This is a genomic window from Acinetobacter seifertii, from assembly GCF_016064815.1.
Lineage (GTDB): Bacteria > Pseudomonadota > Gammaproteobacteria > Pseudomonadales > Moraxellaceae > Acinetobacter > Acinetobacter seifertii.
The window spans coordinates 162,602-180,865 of record NZ_CP065820.1 but is presented as its reverse complement, the minus strand read 5'-3'; the positions used below and the strand labels follow the sequence as shown (position 1 = coordinate 180,865).

At 38.6% G+C, this 18,264-nt stretch carries 19 protein-coding genes; 10 read left to right on the top strand and 9 right to left on the bottom strand.

What is annotated here, in order from left to right; all coding sequences use genetic code 11:
• Positions 1-16 precede the first annotated feature (16 nt).
• The 3 genes from murC to gshB all read right to left on the bottom strand — a co-directional run bounded on the left by murC (position 17) and on the right by gshB (position 3,756).
• Positions 17-1,465 (bottom strand): UDP-N-acetylmuramate--L-alanine ligase, encoded by a 1,449-nt coding sequence (gene murC, locus I8T81_RS00840; protein ID WP_004704924.1) that lies wholly within the window; start codon positions 1,463-1,465, stop codon positions 17-19.
• Between the two features lie 11 nt (positions 1,466-1,476).
• The gene (gene murG, locus I8T81_RS00835; protein ID WP_174735653.1) at positions 1,477-2,574 is read right to left on the bottom strand and encodes an undecaprenyldiphospho-muramoylpentapeptide beta-N-acetylglucosaminyltransferase; all 1,098 of its coding nucleotides are present in this window, start codon (positions 2,572-2,574) and stop codon (positions 1,477-1,479) included.
• A 237-nt stretch (positions 2,575-2,811) separates the two neighbouring features.
• Positions 2,812-3,756, bottom strand: a complete 945-nt coding sequence (gshB, locus tag I8T81_RS00830) for a glutathione synthase (RefSeq protein WP_107972308.1) — start codon at positions 3,754-3,756, stop codon at positions 2,812-2,814.
• A 160-nt stretch (positions 3,757-3,916) separates the two neighbouring features.
• On the opposite strand from gshB, the gene I8T81_RS00825 reads away from it, so the two are divergent.
• The 3 genes from I8T81_RS00825 (at position 3,917) to I8T81_RS00815 (ending at position 7,168) form a co-directional block, all read left to right on the top strand.
• Complete coding sequence (locus I8T81_RS00825; RefSeq protein ID WP_191107277.1) at positions 3,917-4,129, top strand: DUF1737 domain-containing protein; 213 nt, start codon at positions 3,917-3,919, stop codon at positions 4,127-4,129.
• 227 nt (positions 4,130-4,356) lie between these two features.
• On the top strand, positions 4,357-6,549 hold the full coding sequence (locus I8T81_RS00820; RefSeq protein ID WP_198071921.1) for a TonB-dependent receptor: 2,193 nt from the start codon (positions 4,357-4,359) through the stop codon (positions 6,547-6,549).
• A 151-nt stretch (positions 6,550-6,700) separates the two neighbouring features.
• Positions 6,701-7,168, top strand: a complete 468-nt coding sequence (locus I8T81_RS00815; RefSeq protein WP_086496467.1) for a surface-adhesin E family protein — start codon at positions 6,701-6,703, stop codon at positions 7,166-7,168.
• Positions 7,169-7,219: 51 nt separating this feature from the next.
• On the opposite strand, the gene pyrE is transcribed toward I8T81_RS00815, so the two are convergent.
• Positions 7,220-7,870, bottom strand: coding sequence for an orotate phosphoribosyltransferase (pyrE, locus tag I8T81_RS00810; protein WP_151792161.1), 651 nt, complete (start codon positions 7,868-7,870; stop codon positions 7,220-7,222).
• Positions 7,871-7,908: 38 nt separating this feature from the next.
• On the opposite strand from pyrE, the gene I8T81_RS00805 reads away from it, so the two are divergent.
• Positions 7,909-8,733 (top strand): exodeoxyribonuclease III, encoded by an 825-nt coding sequence (locus I8T81_RS00805; RefSeq protein ID WP_004704909.1) that lies wholly within the window; start codon positions 7,909-7,911, stop codon positions 8,731-8,733.
• 456 nt (positions 8,734-9,189) lie between these two features.
• Positions 9,190-9,540 (top strand): arsenate reductase, encoded by a 351-nt coding sequence (locus I8T81_RS00800; RefSeq protein WP_039251932.1) that lies wholly within the window; start codon positions 9,190-9,192, stop codon positions 9,538-9,540.
• Between the two features lie 39 nt (positions 9,541-9,579).
• Here I8T81_RS00800 and I8T81_RS00795 read toward each other — a convergent pair whose 3' ends face one another.
• Entirely contained in the window at positions 9,580-10,017 is a 438-nt protein-coding gene (locus tag I8T81_RS00795) for a DUF2147 domain-containing protein (protein ID WP_004704906.1), read from the bottom strand.
• A 149-nt stretch (positions 10,018-10,166) separates the two neighbouring features.
• Here I8T81_RS00795 and I8T81_RS00790 point away from each other — a divergent pair, with 149 nt between their 5' ends.
• Positions 10,167-11,078, top strand: a complete 912-nt coding sequence (locus I8T81_RS00790; RefSeq protein ID WP_004704904.1) for an alpha/beta hydrolase — start codon at positions 10,167-10,169, stop codon at positions 11,076-11,078.
• A gap of 176 nt (positions 11,079-11,254) precedes the next feature.
• Positions 11,255-12,436: a sensor domain-containing diguanylate cyclase gene (locus tag I8T81_RS00785; RefSeq protein ID WP_198071920.1), complete on the top strand. Its 1,182-nt coding sequence runs from the start codon at positions 11,255-11,257 to the stop codon at positions 12,434-12,436.
• Positions 12,437-12,447: 11 nt separating this feature from the next.
• Here I8T81_RS00785 and dsbD read toward each other — a convergent pair whose 3' ends face one another.
• From dsbD to I8T81_RS00765, 4 genes are all read right to left on the bottom strand, one after another.
• Positions 12,448-14,259 carry a protein-disulfide reductase DsbD gene (dsbD, locus tag I8T81_RS00780; RefSeq protein WP_198071919.1) on the bottom strand — a complete coding sequence of 604 codons (1,812 nt, stop codon included), beginning with the start codon at positions 14,257-14,259 and terminating at the stop codon, positions 12,448-12,450.
• 18 nt (positions 14,260-14,277) lie between these two features.
• On the bottom strand, positions 14,278-15,045 hold the full coding sequence (locus tag I8T81_RS00775) for a transporter (protein WP_198071918.1): 768 nt from the start codon (positions 15,043-15,045) through the stop codon (positions 14,278-14,280).
• Between the two features lie 12 nt (positions 15,046-15,057).
• Positions 15,058-15,603 (bottom strand): ankyrin repeat domain-containing protein, encoded by a 546-nt coding sequence (locus I8T81_RS00770; protein WP_004704896.1) that lies wholly within the window; start codon positions 15,601-15,603, stop codon positions 15,058-15,060.
• A gap of 158 nt (positions 15,604-15,761) precedes the next feature.
• Positions 15,762-16,112, bottom strand: a complete 351-nt coding sequence (locus tag I8T81_RS00765) for an HPF/RaiA family ribosome-associated protein (protein ID WP_004704894.1) — start codon at positions 16,110-16,112, stop codon at positions 15,762-15,764.
• A gap of 252 nt (positions 16,113-16,364) precedes the next feature.
• Here I8T81_RS00765 and puuE point away from each other — a divergent pair, with 252 nt between their 5' ends.
• From puuE to uraH, 3 genes are all read left to right on the top strand, one after another.
• Complete coding sequence (gene puuE / locus I8T81_RS00760; protein WP_191103249.1) at positions 16,365-17,330, top strand: allantoinase PuuE; 966 nt, start codon at positions 16,365-16,367, stop codon at positions 17,328-17,330.
• A 99-nt stretch (positions 17,331-17,429) separates the two neighbouring features.
• Positions 17,430-17,933, top strand: coding sequence for a 2-oxo-4-hydroxy-4-carboxy-5-ureidoimidazoline decarboxylase (gene uraD, locus I8T81_RS00755; protein WP_100193413.1), 504 nt, complete (start codon positions 17,430-17,432; stop codon positions 17,931-17,933).
• Complete coding sequence (gene uraH, locus I8T81_RS00750; RefSeq protein WP_039251947.1) at positions 17,930-18,253, top strand: hydroxyisourate hydrolase; 324 nt, start codon at positions 17,930-17,932, stop codon at positions 18,251-18,253. The genes uraD and uraH overlap by 4 nt, the downstream gene beginning before the upstream one ends.
• Positions 18,254-18,264 lie beyond the last annotated feature (11 nt).

Below are 18,264 nucleotides of genomic sequence, written 5' to 3'. Positions count from 1 at the left end.
TTCAATACTTTTTTGTTTATTTCACATACAAATGGTGCTGTGCAAGTTCTACTGAAATTGCTCCCACGTTACCTGCACCTTGCGTTAATAACAAGTCATTTGGTTGTAACACATTTTGCATGATGTTTTGTAAATTACCGTCAACGGGATCAATCAAAATCGGTTCAACCTGACCACGCAAGCGGATACTTCGCGCTAAAGTACGGCTGTCTGCACCAACAATTGGTTTTTCACCAGCAGGGTAAACTTCGAGTAATAATAATTGGTCGACTTGAGATAAAACTTCAATAAAGTCGTCAAAACAATCACGTGTACGAGAGTAACGATGAGGTTGGAAAAGCATCACTAAACGACGATCTGGATGGCTCTGACGAGCTGCTTTAATCGTAGCTTCTACTTCTTTAGGATGATGTCCGTAGTCATCGACTAATTTTACATTACCCTCACCAAGCTCAAACTCACCTTGTACTTGGAAGCGACGCCCAACACCACTAAAGCCTTTTAATGCACGACTAATGGCTTCGTCTGAAACACCTTCATCAGTTGCAACACCAATTGCAGCCAAAGCATTTAAAACATTATGCATGCCCGGTTGATTGATCGTTAAACGAAGCGGCTCACGTCCTTTACGCAATACCGTAAAGTGCGAACGCATGCCATCTTGCTCTACATCAATCGCACGGATGTCATTATCTTCATTAAAACCATACGTAATAACCGGACGGCCTACGCGTGGCAAAATCTCACGAATGTTCGCATCATCACCGCAAACAACCGCTAAACCATAGAACGGTAAGTTATGTAGGAACTGCACAAAAGTATCTTTTAACTTATCAAAGCTACCTTCATAGGTATCCATATGGTCAGCATCGATATTGGTCACAATCGCTGCCATTGGCTGCAAATAAAGGAATGAGGCATCTGATTCGTCAGCTTCTGCAACAATAAAACGACTTTCACCAAGCGCTGCATTTACACCAGTACTGTTCAGCAAACCACCAATCACATAAGTTGGATCAAGGTTTTCTTCAGCCAACATTGTGGTTAACAAACTCGTTGTTGTGGTTTTACCATGTGTGCCCGCTACCGCAATACCATGACGGTAACGCATAAGTTCACCGAGCATTTCTGCACGACGTACAATCGGAGTACGTTGCTCAATTGCCGCTTTAATTTCTGGATTTTCCGGATCAATAGCAGTTGAAACTACAAGCACATTAGCGTTTTTAATATTTTCTGCTTCGTGTCCGATATAGACCTTAATGCCATTTTCTTCTAATTGTTGCGTAGTTTTAGAAGCTTTAATATCTGAACCGGAAATTTTATATCCTTGGTTAGCTAACACCTCAGCAATACCACACATACCTGCTCCGCCAATACCCACAAAATGAATGTGTTTGATACGGCGCATTTCAGGCACTTTAATCAATTTTTTTGCTTGGTTTGCAGCTGTTGTTGGAGACATAGTAAATCCGATTACATTTTTTGAATAAGATCAACCACATGCTGAGTTGCATTTGGTTGGGCATGTTGACGCGCTTTCACTGCCATTTCTGTAAGTAATTGGCGGTTCATCAACGTGGTAAACAATTGATTTAAAACTTCTGGTGTCATGGTAGACTGCTGGCAAATTTTTGCAGCACCGACATCGGCCAGAAATTTGGCATTTGCAGTTTGATGATCATCTACCGCGATAGGTAACGGTACAAAAACTGCTGCAACACCAGCGGTTGCAACTTCTGTCACAGTTAAAGCGCCAGCACGGCAAATAATCAGGTCTGCTTCGCTATATGCCTTCGCCATGTCTTCAATAAATGGCAAAACCTGTACAGTTAAATTTGCAGGTGCATCTGCGTACAATGCTTGTGTTGCTTCAACTTGTTGCTGACCACACTGATGAAAAATATTCAGTGGAACCTGCAGTTGCTTTAAAGCTGGGGGTAAACGTTCATTGAGTGCTTTGGCACCTAAAGAACCACCTACAATTAAAATATTTAACGGCTTACCCGCTTGTTCACGCTCATCGTAGCGCCATTTTGGGCTTAAAATATCTGTTATTTCACGACGCACAGGGTTTCCTGTGGTCACGACTTTGCTACCAGCAGGAAAAGTATTAGGAAATGCTTCGCATACCACTTCAGCTACACGTGATAACTGCGCATTGGTAAAACCAGCAACTGCATTTTGCTCGTGGATGAGAACAGGAATACCTAATAAGCGAGCCGCCAGACCACCCGGTCCTGCAACATAACCACCAAAGCCTGCGACTGCGTCAACTTTGAGCTGTTTCATATAACGCATAGCGCTAAAAGTTGCTTTTAAAATTTTAAAAGGCGCGGCGAGTTTACGGATGACTCCGTTTCCACGTACACCTTGAATATCAATTTGATATATTGGAATATTTTGATCTTTTAATAACCGATTTTCCATACCTGTTGGCGTGGCTAACCATGAAACCTGACAACCTTGTTGTTGAAGTTGTTTGGCTACGGCGAGGGCTGGAAAAACATGTCCACCAGTACCGGCAGCCATCATCATGACATGTTTAGGTTTGCTTTGCTGTGAATCTGTCACGGTCTAATTCTTCAACTCAAAAAACAATGGAAATTGTCATCTATTTTTGTAGCCGTTTATTTTAATCCTAAAGCTTCATTAACGAAAAGCGAATTTCACTCGTTTATAACAGAAAGATGTGCTTTTTTGAAAATATGCCTACAAAGCGCCAGCGTATTTCATATTGTGGTTTTATTAATTGATAAATTTTTAGGTGATTTCCCAATATTCGCTTAGGAAATCACCCAAAGTAGATGATTAAGCAGGACGACCAGCTTCTAATACGTCAAATAGATCATCGGCAATCGATGTACCAAATTGAGCATCAATTTCACGAATACAGGTTGGGCTAGTGACATTAATTTCAGTAACATAATTACCAATTACATCAAGTCCAACAAATACCAATCCTTTTTCACGTAAGAAAGGCCCGATTTTCGCTGCAATCTGCTTATCATTTTCAGTAAGTGGTCGTGCTTGACCTAAACCACCTGCCGCCAAGTTACCGCGCACTTCACCATTTTGCGGAATACGGGCTAGACAATAAGGAATAGGTTCACCATTCACCATTAGAATTCGTTTATCCCCTTCAACAATTTCAGGAATATAACGCTGTGCCATAATTGGACGAGTACCTAATTCTGTCAGCATTTCCAAGGTAGAACCAATATTTACACCGTCTTGGTATAAACGGAAAATTCCCATCCCACCCATACCATCAAGTGGCTTAACAATCACATCACCATGTTCTTTAATAAATTCACGAATTAAACTTTGTTGAGACGTTACAAGTGTAGGCACTTGTAGCTCTGGAAACTGCGTAGCAAAAAGTTTTTCATTGCAATCACGCAGTGATTGAGGCTTATTAATAATCCATGAGCCTTCACGCTCAGCTTGCTCAAGCACATAAGTCGTGTAGACAAAATTCATATCAAACGGCGGATCTTTACGCATGAGCACAACATCATAAGCAGCAATAGATTCTTTTTTCTTTTCGCCAAGCTCATAGTAATGACTGTAATCTTCAAATACTTCTAAAGGAGAGATTAGACCATAAGCTTTACCTTGATCGATATATAAATCTTGCTGTAATGCATAACCTAATTCATGTCCGCGACGGCTCGCCGCCCACAACATTGCCATGGTTGAATCCTTTTTCAGATTTACGGTTTCAATCGGATCCATGACGACAAGTACACGCATGCTCAAGCTCTTCTTAAAATTTAAATTAGCATGAGTATAACTGAGATTTTTCACTGGTTTTTCTTAATTTCAGTAAAACCTTATCTGTTATTTCTTTATCTTGAATTCAGGTAAATTCAGTTAAACTATGACCATAAAATATTATTTTTAAAGGCTAAAGATGAAACTTTATCGCTATTTAACTGGCCCCGATGACTCTACTTTTTGTGCAAGAGTCACTAAAGCACTCAATCACGGCTGGGAATTATATGAAGCACCAACCATGACCTTTAATGGTACTCAAGTGATTGTGGGCCAAGCCATTTGTAAAACGATTGATGAAAACTATGATCCTGAAATGGATATTTTAGATGTACTTAAAAACAATGCTTAACTCTAAGGGTGTTTTTTAATAATGATGCACCCTCCTCAAAATCTCATTTATAAATAAAACTAATTACTTACCTTATGTTCGCCCTTTAATATAAAAATTATATTTTTAAAATCAACAACTAAAAGCATACCTTGATAATTTCATAGGCAATAGTTCTTTTATTCTAAATAATTAAATGATTATAATTATCATTTATACTTTTATTTTTGTTAACAGACTTTATTTTTATGTTAAAAATTTCTATATCATCTCCCCAAATTAAAAGCTCATTCCCGCTTAGCTTACTCAGCTTAATGATCTTGAATATTCAAGGTGTCTACGCAGAGGAATTAGCTGACTCATCATCAAAAGTTGCAGCAGTCATGCCGACTATAAAAATTGAAGCGATGAGTGAGCTCGACCCGATTAAAAGCTATATCGACTATGACAAAGCCAATGTCACACGTAATGGTTTAGACAAAAAAGATATTCCTCAAACCATTGATACTATTGATGTTCAAAAATATAAAATTTATGGATCAAATGATTTAAGCGTCATGCTACAAGGTACCCCAGGTGTATCTACCAATTACGATATGCGTGGTGATGGAATTATCATTCGTGGTTTTGGTGCAGACACAGGTGATATTTACCGTGATGGCATACGTGAAAGCGGACAAGTACGTCGCAGTACAGCCAATATCGAACGTATTGAGATTTTAAAAGGCCCCGCCTCTGTTTTATATGGCCGTAGTGCTGGCGGCGGGGTTGTGAATATGGTGAGTAAGTTCGCCAATTTTGACTCTAAAAGTTCAGTTGGTGCATATGCAGGTTCTTACGACAACTATGGAACAACGGCTGACATCAACCAAGTACTTAACGACAATTTAGCAGTACGTTTGACTGGAGAATATGGCGAGTCAGGTAGCTTCCGCTCAGGTATTAAAAATAAAATAGAGATGCTCTCTCCAAGCTTTACCTATAAAAATGATGATGGAACACTCACTTGGACCACACAATATACCTATGACAAATTAGGTCGAGTGCCTGACCGCGGCCCAACGCGGGACAATCTACCTAGAGGTACATCTATCAAAACAGGATTTGCCCAAGATGGCGATTATGTTGATGATATTTTGCAAGTGGTCCGCACCGATGTAAATTATGAATATGCACCCGATTGGAACTTCCACTGGGCAGCAAGCTACCGCCAAGCAGAACAGAACTTTGACCACTTTTACTTTGGAACTTATTGTGGGTTAGATGGTAAAGATTTAAAAGGTAAAGCATGCACCACTAAAAAAGGCTATATCAATCAAATTTACTACTGGCAACAAACTAGCAATAAGACCACGACCAATACATTTGATATTAAGGGCAAGTTCAAAACAGGCTCGCTTGAGCACCAAATTATGGTCGGTACAGACTGGACCTATGAGCAACGAGAACCACGTCTAGCCAATAAGACTCAAAACGGTTCAGCCATTTATGGTTATGTTAATCCCCTCACTGGTGAACGTGAATATAGCCGAGGTAATGGCCCTCTTTTGATTAGCCAACATAACTACAATGAAGGCACCACTTATGGTGTATTTGTTCAGGATTTAATTGGTCTAAATGACCAACTTAAACTTATGATGGGTCTACGTTATGATTACTTTGACTTTTCGACTACCAACAAACTTATCAATGATCATCGTAATGTAAAAGACAGTAGCTTTAGCCCAAATGTGGGTTTGGTATGGCAACCCGTTCCAGAACATAGCTTTTATACGTCTTACTCTAAGAGTTTTGCACCCTTTGGCGGGCAAATGGGTGTTAACCAAGTTACTGGCAGCACCGATGTCACAAAAATGGATAAAGAGCCTCAATATAACGAGCAATATGAAGTTGGAGTAAAAAGTGAATGGTTAGATAACCGTTTAAATACTCAATTTTCTGTCTTTGATATTCGTAAAAATAATATTCGCTATAAACCAAATCCTGATAGTGAACCAGATGTATGGGCAACTGCGGGTCAGCATCAATCTCGTGGTCTCGAATTTAGCTTTATTGGCCGTGTACTCGATAATGTCTTTGTCCGCGGTGGTTATGGTTATACCGATGCAAAAGTAAAAGAAGACAAGCAAAATCCTGAACGTGAAGGCAACTATTTAGCAAACACATCTAAGAACACAGGTAATTTATTTGTTCGTTATTTACCAACTGAGCAGTGGTATACCGAAGTGGGCCTGACCTATGTCGGTTCTTATTATCCAAATATTAATAATCAAGTAAAAATGGAAGGCTTCAATCGTGTCGATGCAGCAATTGGCTATAGTGCAGCCCCATGGAATGTTACGCTTGCGGTAAATAACCTGACCAATAAAGAGTACTGGCGTTCGGACAGCATGCCAGGCACACCACGTAATGTGTTATTGCGTTTGAATTATCAGTTCTAAATAAAAATAAAAAAGGCATACCCTCCTATTTTAGAGGTATGCCTTTTGTTTTTTAATAATAAAAGAGACAAGTTTTTTTATCTTCAATAAATAAAATATTTAATTTTTAGATTATACTTTTTTCATTAAAGATACCAATTAAATCAACAATATGAATAAACAGTTTATTTTAACTTTTTTATTATTTTTTCTATCACTATCAACAGAGGCAAAAATCATTACTCTTTCAATTGATACATATCAAGACTTATCAAAACAACAGCAAAATAGTATTAAAGACAACCTCAACAAAGGATGGATCAGTTATGCTAGAGATGATAAAAAAATTCATTATTTGAGTTATCAACTAATTAAATCTATTTCAGACTCCGTCGTAATAGCTCCAGTTAAAACCACACCAGTTAATCTAGGAAATTTAAATTCTTTAGAGTTATGGCAATTTGACTGCAAAAATAAAAAAATGATGTTGTTGTCCGAAGCGACTTATTCAATTACGAATTCTGAAATATTTTCAATACAAGAAGTAGAGTTTCCACAAGAAGTACCGGCTATTCCTAATTCTATTGCAAATAGAATTCTAGAAATGGCATGTGTTCTGAACTACATAAAAAATCATTAGACATAAAAGGAAGGAGAGGTCAAGTGCTCCTTCCTTTTATATTATGGAAAATTAAATCCCATATTTCTCACGATAAGCTTGCATATTTGCTAGCGCTTCTTTTTCGCCTTTCGTCTCTAAATAATCCATTAAATCTTTCATGGTAATGAGTGCGTGCACAGGAATTTCTAATTCTTTTTGCACTTCTTGAATTGCAGAAAGTTCACCTTGACCACGTTCTTGACGATCTAATGCCACCAAAACACCCGCAATAGTTGCACCAGCATTTTTCAAAATCGTTACCACTTCGCGAATCGCTGTACCTGCGGTAATCACGTCATCAATAATCCAGACTTTTTTACCTTCAACCGCAGCACCAACTAAAACACCGCCTTCACCATGATCTTTCGCTTCTTTACGGTTAAAGCCCCATGGCACACTCTTGTTATGTGTTTGCGATAAAGCAACAGCAGTCGCAGCTACAAATGGAATACCTTTGTAAGCTGGCCCAAAAATCACATCAACATTTTCACATTGTGTTAATTTATCAGCATAGCCTTGCGCTAAAAGAGATAAAGCTTCACCATCGTTGAGTAGGCCTGCATTAAAAAAATAAGGACTCACACGTCCAGATTTTAAAGTAAACTCACCAAATTTAAGCACACCGCGTGATAATGCGAGTTCGATAAATGCTTGCGGGTTAAATGACACAGGCGTTGTCATGAGGTGCTCCAAATTCACAATTGAGGTTAAATTTTCGCATGATACCAAAGGATCAGTATCCAAGTGATGTAAAAATTCTTCGAGTCGTTTCCATTAACGTAAATGGCTTACGTTCTTCAGTAACGAAAGGCTTACTTGAATGGTTAGAACAATCCGATGCCGATGTCGTATGCATGCAGGAAAGCCGCATTACCCATGAACAATGGACTGAAAAATTTAGACCCGAAGGATGGCATACCCATCTGTTTCCAGCAGAGCGTGCAGGCTATGCAGGTACTGCAATTTATAGCCGCTTACCCTTTGTCTCTATTAAAGATGGTTTAGGGTTTGAATTGGCCGATAGTCAAGGCCGCTTCATTTCTGCCGAATTCGATTTAGGTTTGTCACATCCCGTACATATTGCATCATTATACTTACCTTCGGGCTCAAGTGGTGAAGAAGCGCAAGCACGTAAAGATTTATTTTTGGGTGAATACGCAAAAATCTTAAAACAATGGCGTGATGAAAATAAGTCCATCATTATTTGTGGCGATTACAATATCGTTCATAAACGAATTGATATTAAAAACTGGTCGGGTAACCAGAAGTCGTCTGGCTGTTTACCACATGAACGTGCATGGCTTGACCATATTTATGATGAACTTGGCTATGTAGACACCTTCCGTGTGGTAAGAACAGAAGCCGAATTGTATTCATGGTGGTCAAATCGCGGTCAAGCGCGTGCGAAAAATGTAGGTTGGCGTATTGACTATCAAGCTTGTTCACCAGACTGGAAAACACGTACAACAAACGCATGGGTCTATAAAGATCAATGGTTTAGTGACCATGCTCCAGTTATTGTTGACTATAAAATTCAAGAATAAGTGAACACATGTTCACTTACATTGTCGTTTTTGCTTACAGCACATGTCGTTTTTGAGTATTTTTCTTACACACGTTTAACGGCATTATAGCCCCACGGCACAGGGAAGCAGTCAGGATGACGCGAAAGGATAGGACGCCGTAGGAAGATAAAATAAACTTATGATAAGTTTATTTGCAAGGATGTGACAATGGACGTTGAAATGAGACCCGCATGATCAGGATGATTAAATGCGGGTTTTCTCTTTTCTATCTCTTATTTTTTGCGCTAAGTTCTTTTAGTTTTCTAGATTCTTCTTGTTGGGCTCATTATTACCTCGTCTTATGACAGTAACATGACATTGTTTATTGTTTTAATCATTATTTTTCATTTGTTTTAAAACTATCTGTATAAAGTAGTCCTTAAAAGCATTTTGGGTTAGGCTGTGTGTTCTTTCTTTTTGACATGGTCCGATAAAATGTTAAAAATTTATGGTATTAAAAACTGTAATTCAATGAAAAAAGCATTTGATGCCTTACAAGCAAAAGGTTTGAGCTACGAATTTCACGATTATAAAAAACAAGGAATCGATGCCGACACCCTCAAAATCTGGTTAAAAGAAATAGGACAAGATACTGTTCTCAATAAAAAAGGAACCACGTGGAGAAAACTATCTGAAGATGAACAGACGCGTGCATTAAGCAGTGAAGATCATCTTATTGAAGCTTTAATTGCTCAACCAAGCTTAATTAAACGACCAGTTCTACAGACGTCTAAAGGTTTTCTGGTAGGTTTTGATGAAACTGCCTATCAAAATCTAAGTGCATAAAAAAACGAGCCATTTGGCTCGTTTTTTTTATTTACAGATTTAGTTCGCACGAATCCATGTTTGGTTACGGCCTAATGCTGACACACCAATATAACCGCGTAATTTAAGCTTTTTACCGCCCTCGGCCAACTCACCTTTTAATTTATAAGTTTTGCCAGATTTAGGGTCTAAAATTGTACCGTTTTCATAACTGGTGCCACCTACATTTTTTAGATTATGTACAATGGTCACACCTTTAAGCGGTTTGTTTTTATACGGCCCTTCACATTTTGTACAGGAGTTTTCTTCACCTGGTGTCAAAATGTTTTGAATGGTTGCAGTTAAGGTTCCATCCTTCTGTTCCGTAAACTTTACTACGGCTTTGGGCTTATTGGTTTGGTCATCAATCGTTTTCCATACCGTTCCATTGAGTGGATCAGCCGCATTTGCAAATGCAGCCATACCAACAAGTCCTAAAGCTAAAGCAATCTTTTTCATTTTTGTAATATCCTTGGGTCTTTCAAGACTTCAGTATTCAAAACTCGCAACGATATTGCAATTTTTGAATGTGACTGTTTCGTGTAACCTTGTAACCTTGAAAAATAAAATTTATAGGGAAACAAGTTATTAACATAAGCGGATACTATATGAATATACCAAACGTTTTAAAATATTATTTAACTGAAACATTTCTAAAAACAGCGATTCGTAAACCAAGTCAGTTGAATTTACCTCCAACTGCCCTTCGTCCGATGCTTGAACAACTTTGCCGAGCATTTCCAAAACAAAAAAACGTAACTGTTCGTCCGATTCGACTTGCTGGTGTAAAGGGTGAAGAGATTAAAGCTCAGGATTCAGCGACGCAGCTTATTTTTCATATTCACGGCGGCGCTTTTTTTCTGGGCAGTGTAAAAACCCATCATGCATTTATGACGGATTTAGCGGCCCGTACTCAAATGCAAATTATTCACGTGGACTATCCTCTTGCTCCTGAGCACCCATACCCTGAAGCGATTGAGGCATTATATGATGTATATCAAGCGTTATTAGTTCAAGGTATTCAGCCCAAAGATATTATTTTATCGGGTGACTCATGTGGGGCCAATTTAGCTTTAGCACTTTGCTTACGCTTAAAAGAACAACCTGAACTGATGCCAAGTGGTTTAATTTTATTGTCTCCCTTTTTAGATTTAACCCTAACCAGTGAATCTTTAAGATTTAACCAAAAACATGATGCCCTACTTTCTTTTGAAGCCCTGCAAATCGGTATTCAACATTATATTGGCAATCATATTGGAGCAGATGATCCGCGTGTTTCTCCTATTTTCGATAACTTAGCAGGTTTGCCACCGACTTTAGTACAGGTGGGTTCTAAAGAAATTTTATTAGACGACGCAAAGCGCTTTAGAGAAAAAGCTGAAGAAGCAGGTGTCAAAGTACATTTTAAACTTTACACAGGCATGTGGCATAACTTCCAGATGTTTAATGCTTGGTTTGAAGAAGCAAAACAAGCGATGGCAGATATTTCTGAGTTTGCACATGAACTCGACAAAACTTAATTGAAATAAATGAAGTGACAAGTTTTAAATACTTTTCACTTCATTTTTTATAAAAACCCTAATCTTAAGGTTTAATAATTGAATCATGATATGTTTAGGTTATGAATCATTCCAACTCTCCCATTTTAGGATGATCTGAAGAGGAAACATCTCTATTTAGGAGTTCATCTATTATTATGAAAATTCGTTTCATCACTTATTCTATAAATAAAATAAAACAGGTGGTTCTCGAATTCATCCATAACAACCATATTATTAATTGGACCCCATTAGAAAAAAGCGCACTGATGCTTACACTTGCATGTGCAATGAATTTCAGTTGGATTTTATGGAAAGCTTATATTTTAATAACACCTAGCGTTTGGCAATGGGCAAATTTACCGCTCGTAGAGTCACAACTCTGGCTGAATTTATTGACCTTATTTTTATTGGCATTACTGATTATTCCTTGTTATCGCTACAAAGACCAAGAGTGGGCTCAAAATATTGTTCCTTTGGTTAGTGTACAAGTCTTCATGCTTATGCTGTGTCATGATGGATATTTAATTGGTAGTATCAGTCCTGCCACAATGGTTGGATATGTAGGCACCATTGGTGTAGGCCTGGTTTTATTTGAAAGAAAAATTGTTTATAGCGCCTTTATACCAGCAACAATTATTTTAGCAGTATGCACTTATTTAAGTATGAATGGCGTTATTCCCTACGCTCCTTTATTTAACTTCACCATAATTCGACACGCCCAAACCAATCCATTTTGGTTAGGAAGTATGGCTTTTTTTATTATGCCTATTTTATTGGCCTGTTTTATTTTATTTGAAATATTACTCACCCAATGGCGTCAGCGAGAAACTTATATTCAACGTCTAAGCCAAATCGACCCTTTAACCAATGTTTTAAATAGACGTAGTTTAAACACACATTTAGAGTCGCTACACCAACAACAATTCGATTATGCTTTAGTCCTTCTCGACATAGACCATTTTAAAAAAATTAATGATGTCTATGGGCATCATCAGGGTGATCAGGTCTTAATTAAAATTGCTCAATGCTTGTCTGAAAACTTGCGTAATGAAGACATTATTGGTCGATTTGGTGGAGAAGAATTTATTTTATTGCTCCCTCATACCGATATTACTCAAGCGGAAAAAATTGCAGAGCGTTGCCGACTTGCCTTACAAGAGCTGTCTATTTTCAACAATCAAAATATTCAGATTCATGTAAGTGCAAGTTTTGGAATTAGTAGTTCCGCTTTTGCAAACGATCCCTACCTCGTCATTCGACAAGCAGATGAAGCACTTTATGCGGTAAAGGCTTCAGGGCGCAATCAAGTGCGCACTTTTCAACAAATACACATATAGAATCAATTTAACTATTTAGCTTTCGATAAGCTTGCAAGCTGTTGCAACAGCTCTTGCTGACTAAATGCACCAGTTAACCGTAAAGAACGTATTTCTTGTTGATGCTCATTTAAAAACAGATAAGTTGGTGGCCCTAAAATACTCCACTGCTTGAGTAGAGCCTCATGTGAATGGTCATAATGACTCAAATCAAGCTTAATGAGATAGTAAGGCGCAAGAGCTGACTGAACTTCTGGTGCTTTTAAAATACGATGCTCAATAGGCTGACAAGCCACACACCAGTCTGCATAGACATCAATGACAATAGCCCGATCAGCAGGCGCTGCTGCTAAAATTTTCTGAAAGTCTGCTGCTGTTGTCGCAATGTGCCATTCAGCCATGTGCTCGGAACTTTGCAAACTGCGATTTTGAAAATGCTGATACTGGTTATAGGCAACAAACGGAGTAACCAATAAAAGTAGAAGCGCATAGAGCCACTGTAACTGCCCTTTTTTCCAAAAGAACTGATAAAGTGCGTAGGCAATAAAAGCGAGGCCTAGCAATAAACTAAGCACTTGCATGCCCCAATCTGGCAATAAAGGGCGAATAAAATAAAGACTTAGACCTAACATCAGAAAAGCAAAAATTACTTTAATCTGATGCATCCAGTCGCCAGCTTTAGGTAAAAATCTTGCACCTAAAACACTAGCGATGAGTAAAGGAATCCCCATTCCAAAACCTAAACAAAATAAAAGCAAAGCACCTTGCCATTGGTTTTGGGTTTGAGAAATAAATAGTAAAGTTCCAGCCAAAGGTGCGGTCATACATGGACCAACCAAGAGCGCAGAAACTACGCCCATGACTCCTGCACCAACTAAAGTACCACCTTGTTGCATGGACTGAATGCGATCGAGTCGATTTAACCAAGTTTGCGGTAAACGAATCTCAAATAACCCAAACAGATTTAGGGCAAAAACCACAAATAACAAACTAAACGCGATAAGCGTGGCGGGCTGTTGCAACCAACGTTGGAAATTTAGCCCTGCTGAAGAAGCAATTAAACCTAGACCTGCATAAACCAATGCCATACTACATACAAAAGTAAGTGCAATAGTCCAAGCCTTTAAACCTTTATGCTCTCGAATAATTAATGAAGTTAAAATCGGCAACATGGGTAAAGAGCATGGTGTAAATGCGAGCAACATGCCTAAGCCTAAAAATAATAAAACACCATACCAAAGCGAGTGTTCAATTAGTTTCGCCGACCAAATCTGGTCTTCTGCAATTTGTGGAGTAGTCGCATCTGCTTTAGTTTCTGAACTTGTCTGATTAGTTAGAGTTTCTTGAGACGATGCTTGTGTATTTGCCAAATCTAATAAGCGTTTCGGTGCTGCCCCTGCTTGGTTTTGCACACCAACCAATCCATCTGCATCGGTTTGAAACTCGATGGTTTGGGGTGGATAACAAATACGGTCTTTGGCACAGCCCTGCCAAGTTACAGTGTAGTGCTCTGAAGGCTTGGTTTTAATCTGGAAATTGATTTGATGATAATAAACCTGACTTTGCCCATAGTTCTCATCATATTGAGAAACTGCCTTAGGCAAATTCAAAGTTAAAGGTTGAGTACCCTGTTGTACGGTAAATTTATGCTGATACAAATAATAGTTCGGCTGAATCTGCCACGATAATTTCGCAGTATGCGATTGTGGCGACTCAACCGAAAATGAAAAAGCCTGTTCTGGTGCAAGTAGCTTATCTTCTGCAAAAACAAACTGACTAAATACCAACGTAGCCGCAGCTAGAAAATAAATAATTCCCTGAGAAAAAAGCTTTTTCATTAACATCTATTCAAGTTAGTTTTATCAGAATAAGAATGCCATACCCAAGCCACCGCGGTAGCCTTTATATTGACCATCTAGATCTACTCCAACACTTGCATCAAGCTGAGTACGCTTATTAACTGCATAAACTAAACCTGTGCCTAGGCTATATTGATAGTCTTCGCTTTCAGCTTTACGATATACAAACTCAGAATAACCAGAAAGTTTGCCGACAATTTTATAGTTGATGGTTGGAATAGCAGTCACAGCCCAGTTGCTGTTTTGCACTTCGTAACGCATGGTAATTGCTGTATTGATCAAATCATTATATTGATAAGCCACTGCCGAACTTAAACTATAAATATCGTCATGTGCAGTAAATTCATCATTACCTGTTGCAATAAGCGCTTGAGCCAATACAGCCATTGTTAAATTTTCATCATTTAAATCAATCGCTTTTTTTAAGCCGATGCTTACATCACCTAAACCAGAGGTATCTGTCTTTTTACCTGCGCGTTTAGTTTGAGTCCAAGCCGGACCTTGCCAACCTAATTGTAATTCTAGGTCCTTAGCCAAACCTGTACGGAATAACATATCTTCATTGACGGTTACGGTCTTTTCTCTCACACCATCAACATTTGATTCTGTATAAGTTGCACTTGGTAAGCCTTGTTCCCAAGCTAACTGCCCTACTGGAGTGATGCCTGTTCCAAAGCCTGAACCAGGACGGTCAAACGAGAACTCAGCAGCAAAAGTACTTCCTGCGGCAACAGTGGTCAGAGCAAAAGTTAAAATTTGAAATGTTCTCATTCTATTATCCAATCAAGTAGTTAGTTCTTTTGACATTTTTGCCCCATGATGGCGCAACAATTCTAATGTTTCACGCTCTTCTTGAAGCGCTTCTGACCAATCTATTTCATCAAAATCACAATCAAAGAACAACTGGCTGATTGAAGATAAAATGGTAAGTCCTTCTTCATCACGTGTATTTGGGTCAACTTTTTCATCAAGTAAACGTTGAACCGCTGGTGCGCATGCCGAACTTGCCGCATCCCATAGTGGGCCATAAAATTCTTCTGCATCCCAAAGATGAACATTTGCTTTAGCTTGGATTAAGGCATCAAGGATATCGAGATAAACTTGTAATGCATCTTGCTTTTCTTGTTTTGATAAAGGAGTACCCGCTTCATAAGCTTCTGAAACGTCTTCCCACCATTTAAAAATTCCATCACAGATAATTGACACGGGTGGCCCTTGTTCCGGATCAATGAAATTCGGATCAAGCCCCTCAGCAAGTAATTTTTGTACTTGCGTAAGTTCTAATTCTTCTATGGCTTGAATTAAAGCCTGCTGTTGGGTGGTTAACATGACCATCTCTCAAAAATATATTAGGGCTATTATGCCTAATCTCTGATAAAGATTTTAGAGGTCAATGCTATTGCATTGCAAACCAAAAGTTGTGAAGAGTTTTTATTCTTGTTTTTAATATTCCATAAAAAAAGCCCCGAAGGGCTTTTTAGCTATTTTTAAGCTTCATCATCAATGAATTCAGGTTGACCACCTCTCGGGTGTTCCTTTTTCTCAAACGTATGTTCAAGGCTGCGTTTTAGTTTTTCAATCGCGCCATGAATTGAAGCATCAATATTTCCTGCTTTATGGTGCACTGCAACTGGTTTCAAACCGGCAGGACGGGCTTCAATCATACAGTGGATATCTTTGTCACCACCTTTGTCCCCATTTTCATCACTAAAATGAACCGAAAAATGCGTAATACGTTCGCTATGACGTTGGAATTCTTGAGTAAGTTCTGCACGTACATAAGTAATTAAACGTTCACTATTATGGATGTTTTTATCTGTGCGGATTTCAATATTCATAAATACCATCCTCTCTTTCTTACTGTGGATCTTTTCTATGCAAAACTTTTTTATGTTGGCATGTTTTAAGCATGCATGAACTGACTTCAATTGTACATTTTGATGGTGTAATGGTTTGTTATCTCCTGACTTAAACGTACTGCTTTTAATTTATTTTGAAGATCTTCATATCTTCAATATCAGTCCATCTATAAAAATATGCAAGCTGATTTTTTAAATTTTTATGAAAAATTGAACAAAAGGAGAGCAATTGTGACCGAATCTTATCTATATGGAGCAGAACTCATTGAGCAGATTCAGAAGTCTCCTTATTCACGTGATTTAATCGGTTATCACGGACAGCCTCCAGAGGTGAAATGGCCCAACAATGCTAAGGTTGCAGTGCAATTTGTCCTGAATTATGAAGAAGGTGGCGAAAAGCATATCGAGCATGGCGATGAGGGTTCGGAACAGTTTTTATCAGAGATTATTGGTGCTGCAAGCTATCCAGCCAAGCATATGTCGATGGACTCTATGTACGAATATGGTTCACGTGCTGGTTTTTGGCGCATTCATAGTGAGTTCCAACGGCGCAAGCTCCCAATGACCATTTTTGGCGTTGCTATGGCGTTGGCGCGCAACCCTTATATTGTCGAAGCGATTAAAGAAGCTGATTATGATGTGGTTTCTCATGGCTACCGATGGCTTCACTATCAAGACACTGACATTGAAGTCGAAAAACAGCATATGAAACAAGCTTTATCTGTTTTAAAAAACTTGTTTAAAAATAAAACTATAGGCTGGTACACTGGGCGCGATAGTCCTAATACCCGTCAGTTACTCGCAGAGTTTCCGCAAATACAATACGACTCAGATTATTATGGCGATGATCTACCCTTTTGGACGACCCTTACCAATGAGGCAGGTTCATCCCGTCCGCACTTAATTATTCCTTATACCCTCGAATGTAACGACATGAAATTCTGCTCACCAGGTGGATTTAATAGCTCTGAACAGTTTTTTCAATATTTAAAAGATAGTTTTGATGTGTTGTATGCAGAAGGTGAAACTGCACCAAAAATGATGTCGATTGGAATGCATTGCCGTATTTTGGGGCATCCGGGTCGTTTTAAAGCATTACAAAGGTTTCTCGACTATATTGAAATGCACGATCGTGTCTGGGTCTGTCGCCGTCAGGATATAGCAGAGTATTGGTATAAAAATCACATAACTCGATAGTTGATTATTCATTTTGCTAATTCATTAGCGAAATATTAACCACTTTTGGCACTGTTATTGCTAAAACTCTATATCACTATATTGAGTTTAGGAATGACAGTGTTTTTAGCCGAGTTCAACCAAGCCCCACCCGATCAACTCAAGACTCTGTTAAATAACTGCGTCCATATTCCAGCTTGGGCCGAAAAAATTATCTCAGAACGCCCCTACTCATCAACGTCTGTTCTTTTAGGATATGCGGAACAATTGAGCCACACATGGTCATGGGAAGAGATTGAAAATGCTTTAACAACTCATCCAAAAATTGGTGAACGGCAAGCAAAAAAACAACTTAATGCAAAAGAACAAAATTTTTCAGCTCAAGAGCAAGCTGGCATTTCTTTAGATGAGCAAACACAACAAGCTCTGCTACAAGGCAATCTCGATTATGAACAGAAGTTTGGCTTCATTTTTTTAATTAAAGCCGCAGGTCTTAGTAGCGATGAGATTTTAAAAAAACTTAATCAACGTCTTCAAAACAACTTAGCTATAGAAAAAGTCATTGTACATGAGCAACTCGCAGCAATTGCTCTATTACGTCTATCTCAGGAAATACAAGCATGATCAGCACTCATATTTTAGATACAAATTTAGGTAAACCCGCTGCAGAAGTCGAAGTGAAGTTATTTCATGCAGCAACCCATGAACTGATTGCAACCGCAACCACCAATAAAGATGGTCGAGTAAGTGATTTTGGTATCAAAGATTTAACTGAAGGGCCATATCAACTTGAATTTGAAATTGCGCCTTATTTTTCATCAAAGCAAGTCAAAACTTTTTTCCCGCGTGTTTGCATTCAATTTTTTATAGAAGACATCAAGCAGCACTATCACATTCCACTACTCATTAGCCCGTTTGCTTACTCTACTTATCGTGGTAGCTAACTGAATTAAAA

Excerpts from the sequence above, each read along its gene's own strand:
- I8T81_RS00820 (WP_198071921.1), top strand. The coding sequence starts at position 4,357 with ATGTTAAAAATTTCTATATCATCTCCCCAAATTAAAAGCTCATTCCCG.
- I8T81_RS00790 (WP_004704904.1), top strand. The coding sequence starts at position 10,167 with ATGAATATACCAAACGTTTTAAAATATTATTTAACTGAAACATTTCTA.
- pyrE (WP_151792161.1), bottom strand. The coding sequence starts at position 7,870 with ATGACAACGCCTGTGTCATTTAACCCGCAAGCATTTATCGAACTCGCA.
- I8T81_RS00775 (WP_198071918.1), bottom strand. The coding sequence starts at position 15,045 with ATGAGAACATTTCAAATTTTAACTTTTGCTCTGACCACTGTTGCCGCA.
- I8T81_RS00800 (WP_039251932.1), top strand. The coding sequence starts at position 9,190 with ATGTTAAAAATTTATGGTATTAAAAACTGTAATTCAATGAAAAAAGCA.
- I8T81_RS00770 (WP_004704896.1), bottom strand. The coding sequence starts at position 15,603 with ATGTTAACCACCCAACAGCAGGCTTTAATTCAAGCCATAGAAGAATTA.
- I8T81_RS00765 (WP_004704894.1), bottom strand. The coding sequence starts at position 16,112 with ATGAATATTGAAATCCGCACAGATAAAAACATCCATAATAGTGAACGT.
- I8T81_RS00785 (WP_198071920.1), top strand. The coding sequence starts at position 11,255 with ATGAAAATTCGTTTCATCACTTATTCTATAAATAAAATAAAACAGGTG.
- I8T81_RS00825 (WP_191107277.1), top strand. The coding sequence starts at position 3,917 with ATGAAACTTTATCGCTATTTAACTGGCCCCGATGACTCTACTTTTTGT.
- dsbD (WP_198071919.1), bottom strand. The coding sequence starts at position 14,259 with ATGTTAATGAAAAAGCTTTTTTCTCAGGGAATTATTTATTTTCTAGCT.
- I8T81_RS00795 (WP_004704906.1), bottom strand. The coding sequence starts at position 10,017 with ATGAAAAAGATTGCTTTAGCTTTAGGACTTGTTGGTATGGCTGCATTT.
- murC (WP_004704924.1), bottom strand. The coding sequence starts at position 1,465 with ATGTCTCCAACAACAGCTGCAAACCAAGCAAAAAAATTGATTAAAGTG.
- I8T81_RS00805 (WP_004704909.1), top strand. The coding sequence starts at position 7,909 with ATGATACCAAAGGATCAGTATCCAAGTGATGTAAAAATTCTTCGAGTC.
- uraH (WP_039251947.1), top strand. The coding sequence starts at position 17,930 with ATGATCAGCACTCATATTTTAGATACAAATTTAGGTAAACCCGCTGCA.
- gshB (WP_107972308.1), bottom strand. The coding sequence starts at position 3,756 with ATGCGTGTACTTGTCGTCATGGATCCGATTGAAACCGTAAATCTGAAA.
- I8T81_RS00815 (WP_086496467.1), top strand. The coding sequence starts at position 6,701 with ATGAATAAACAGTTTATTTTAACTTTTTTATTATTTTTTCTATCACTA.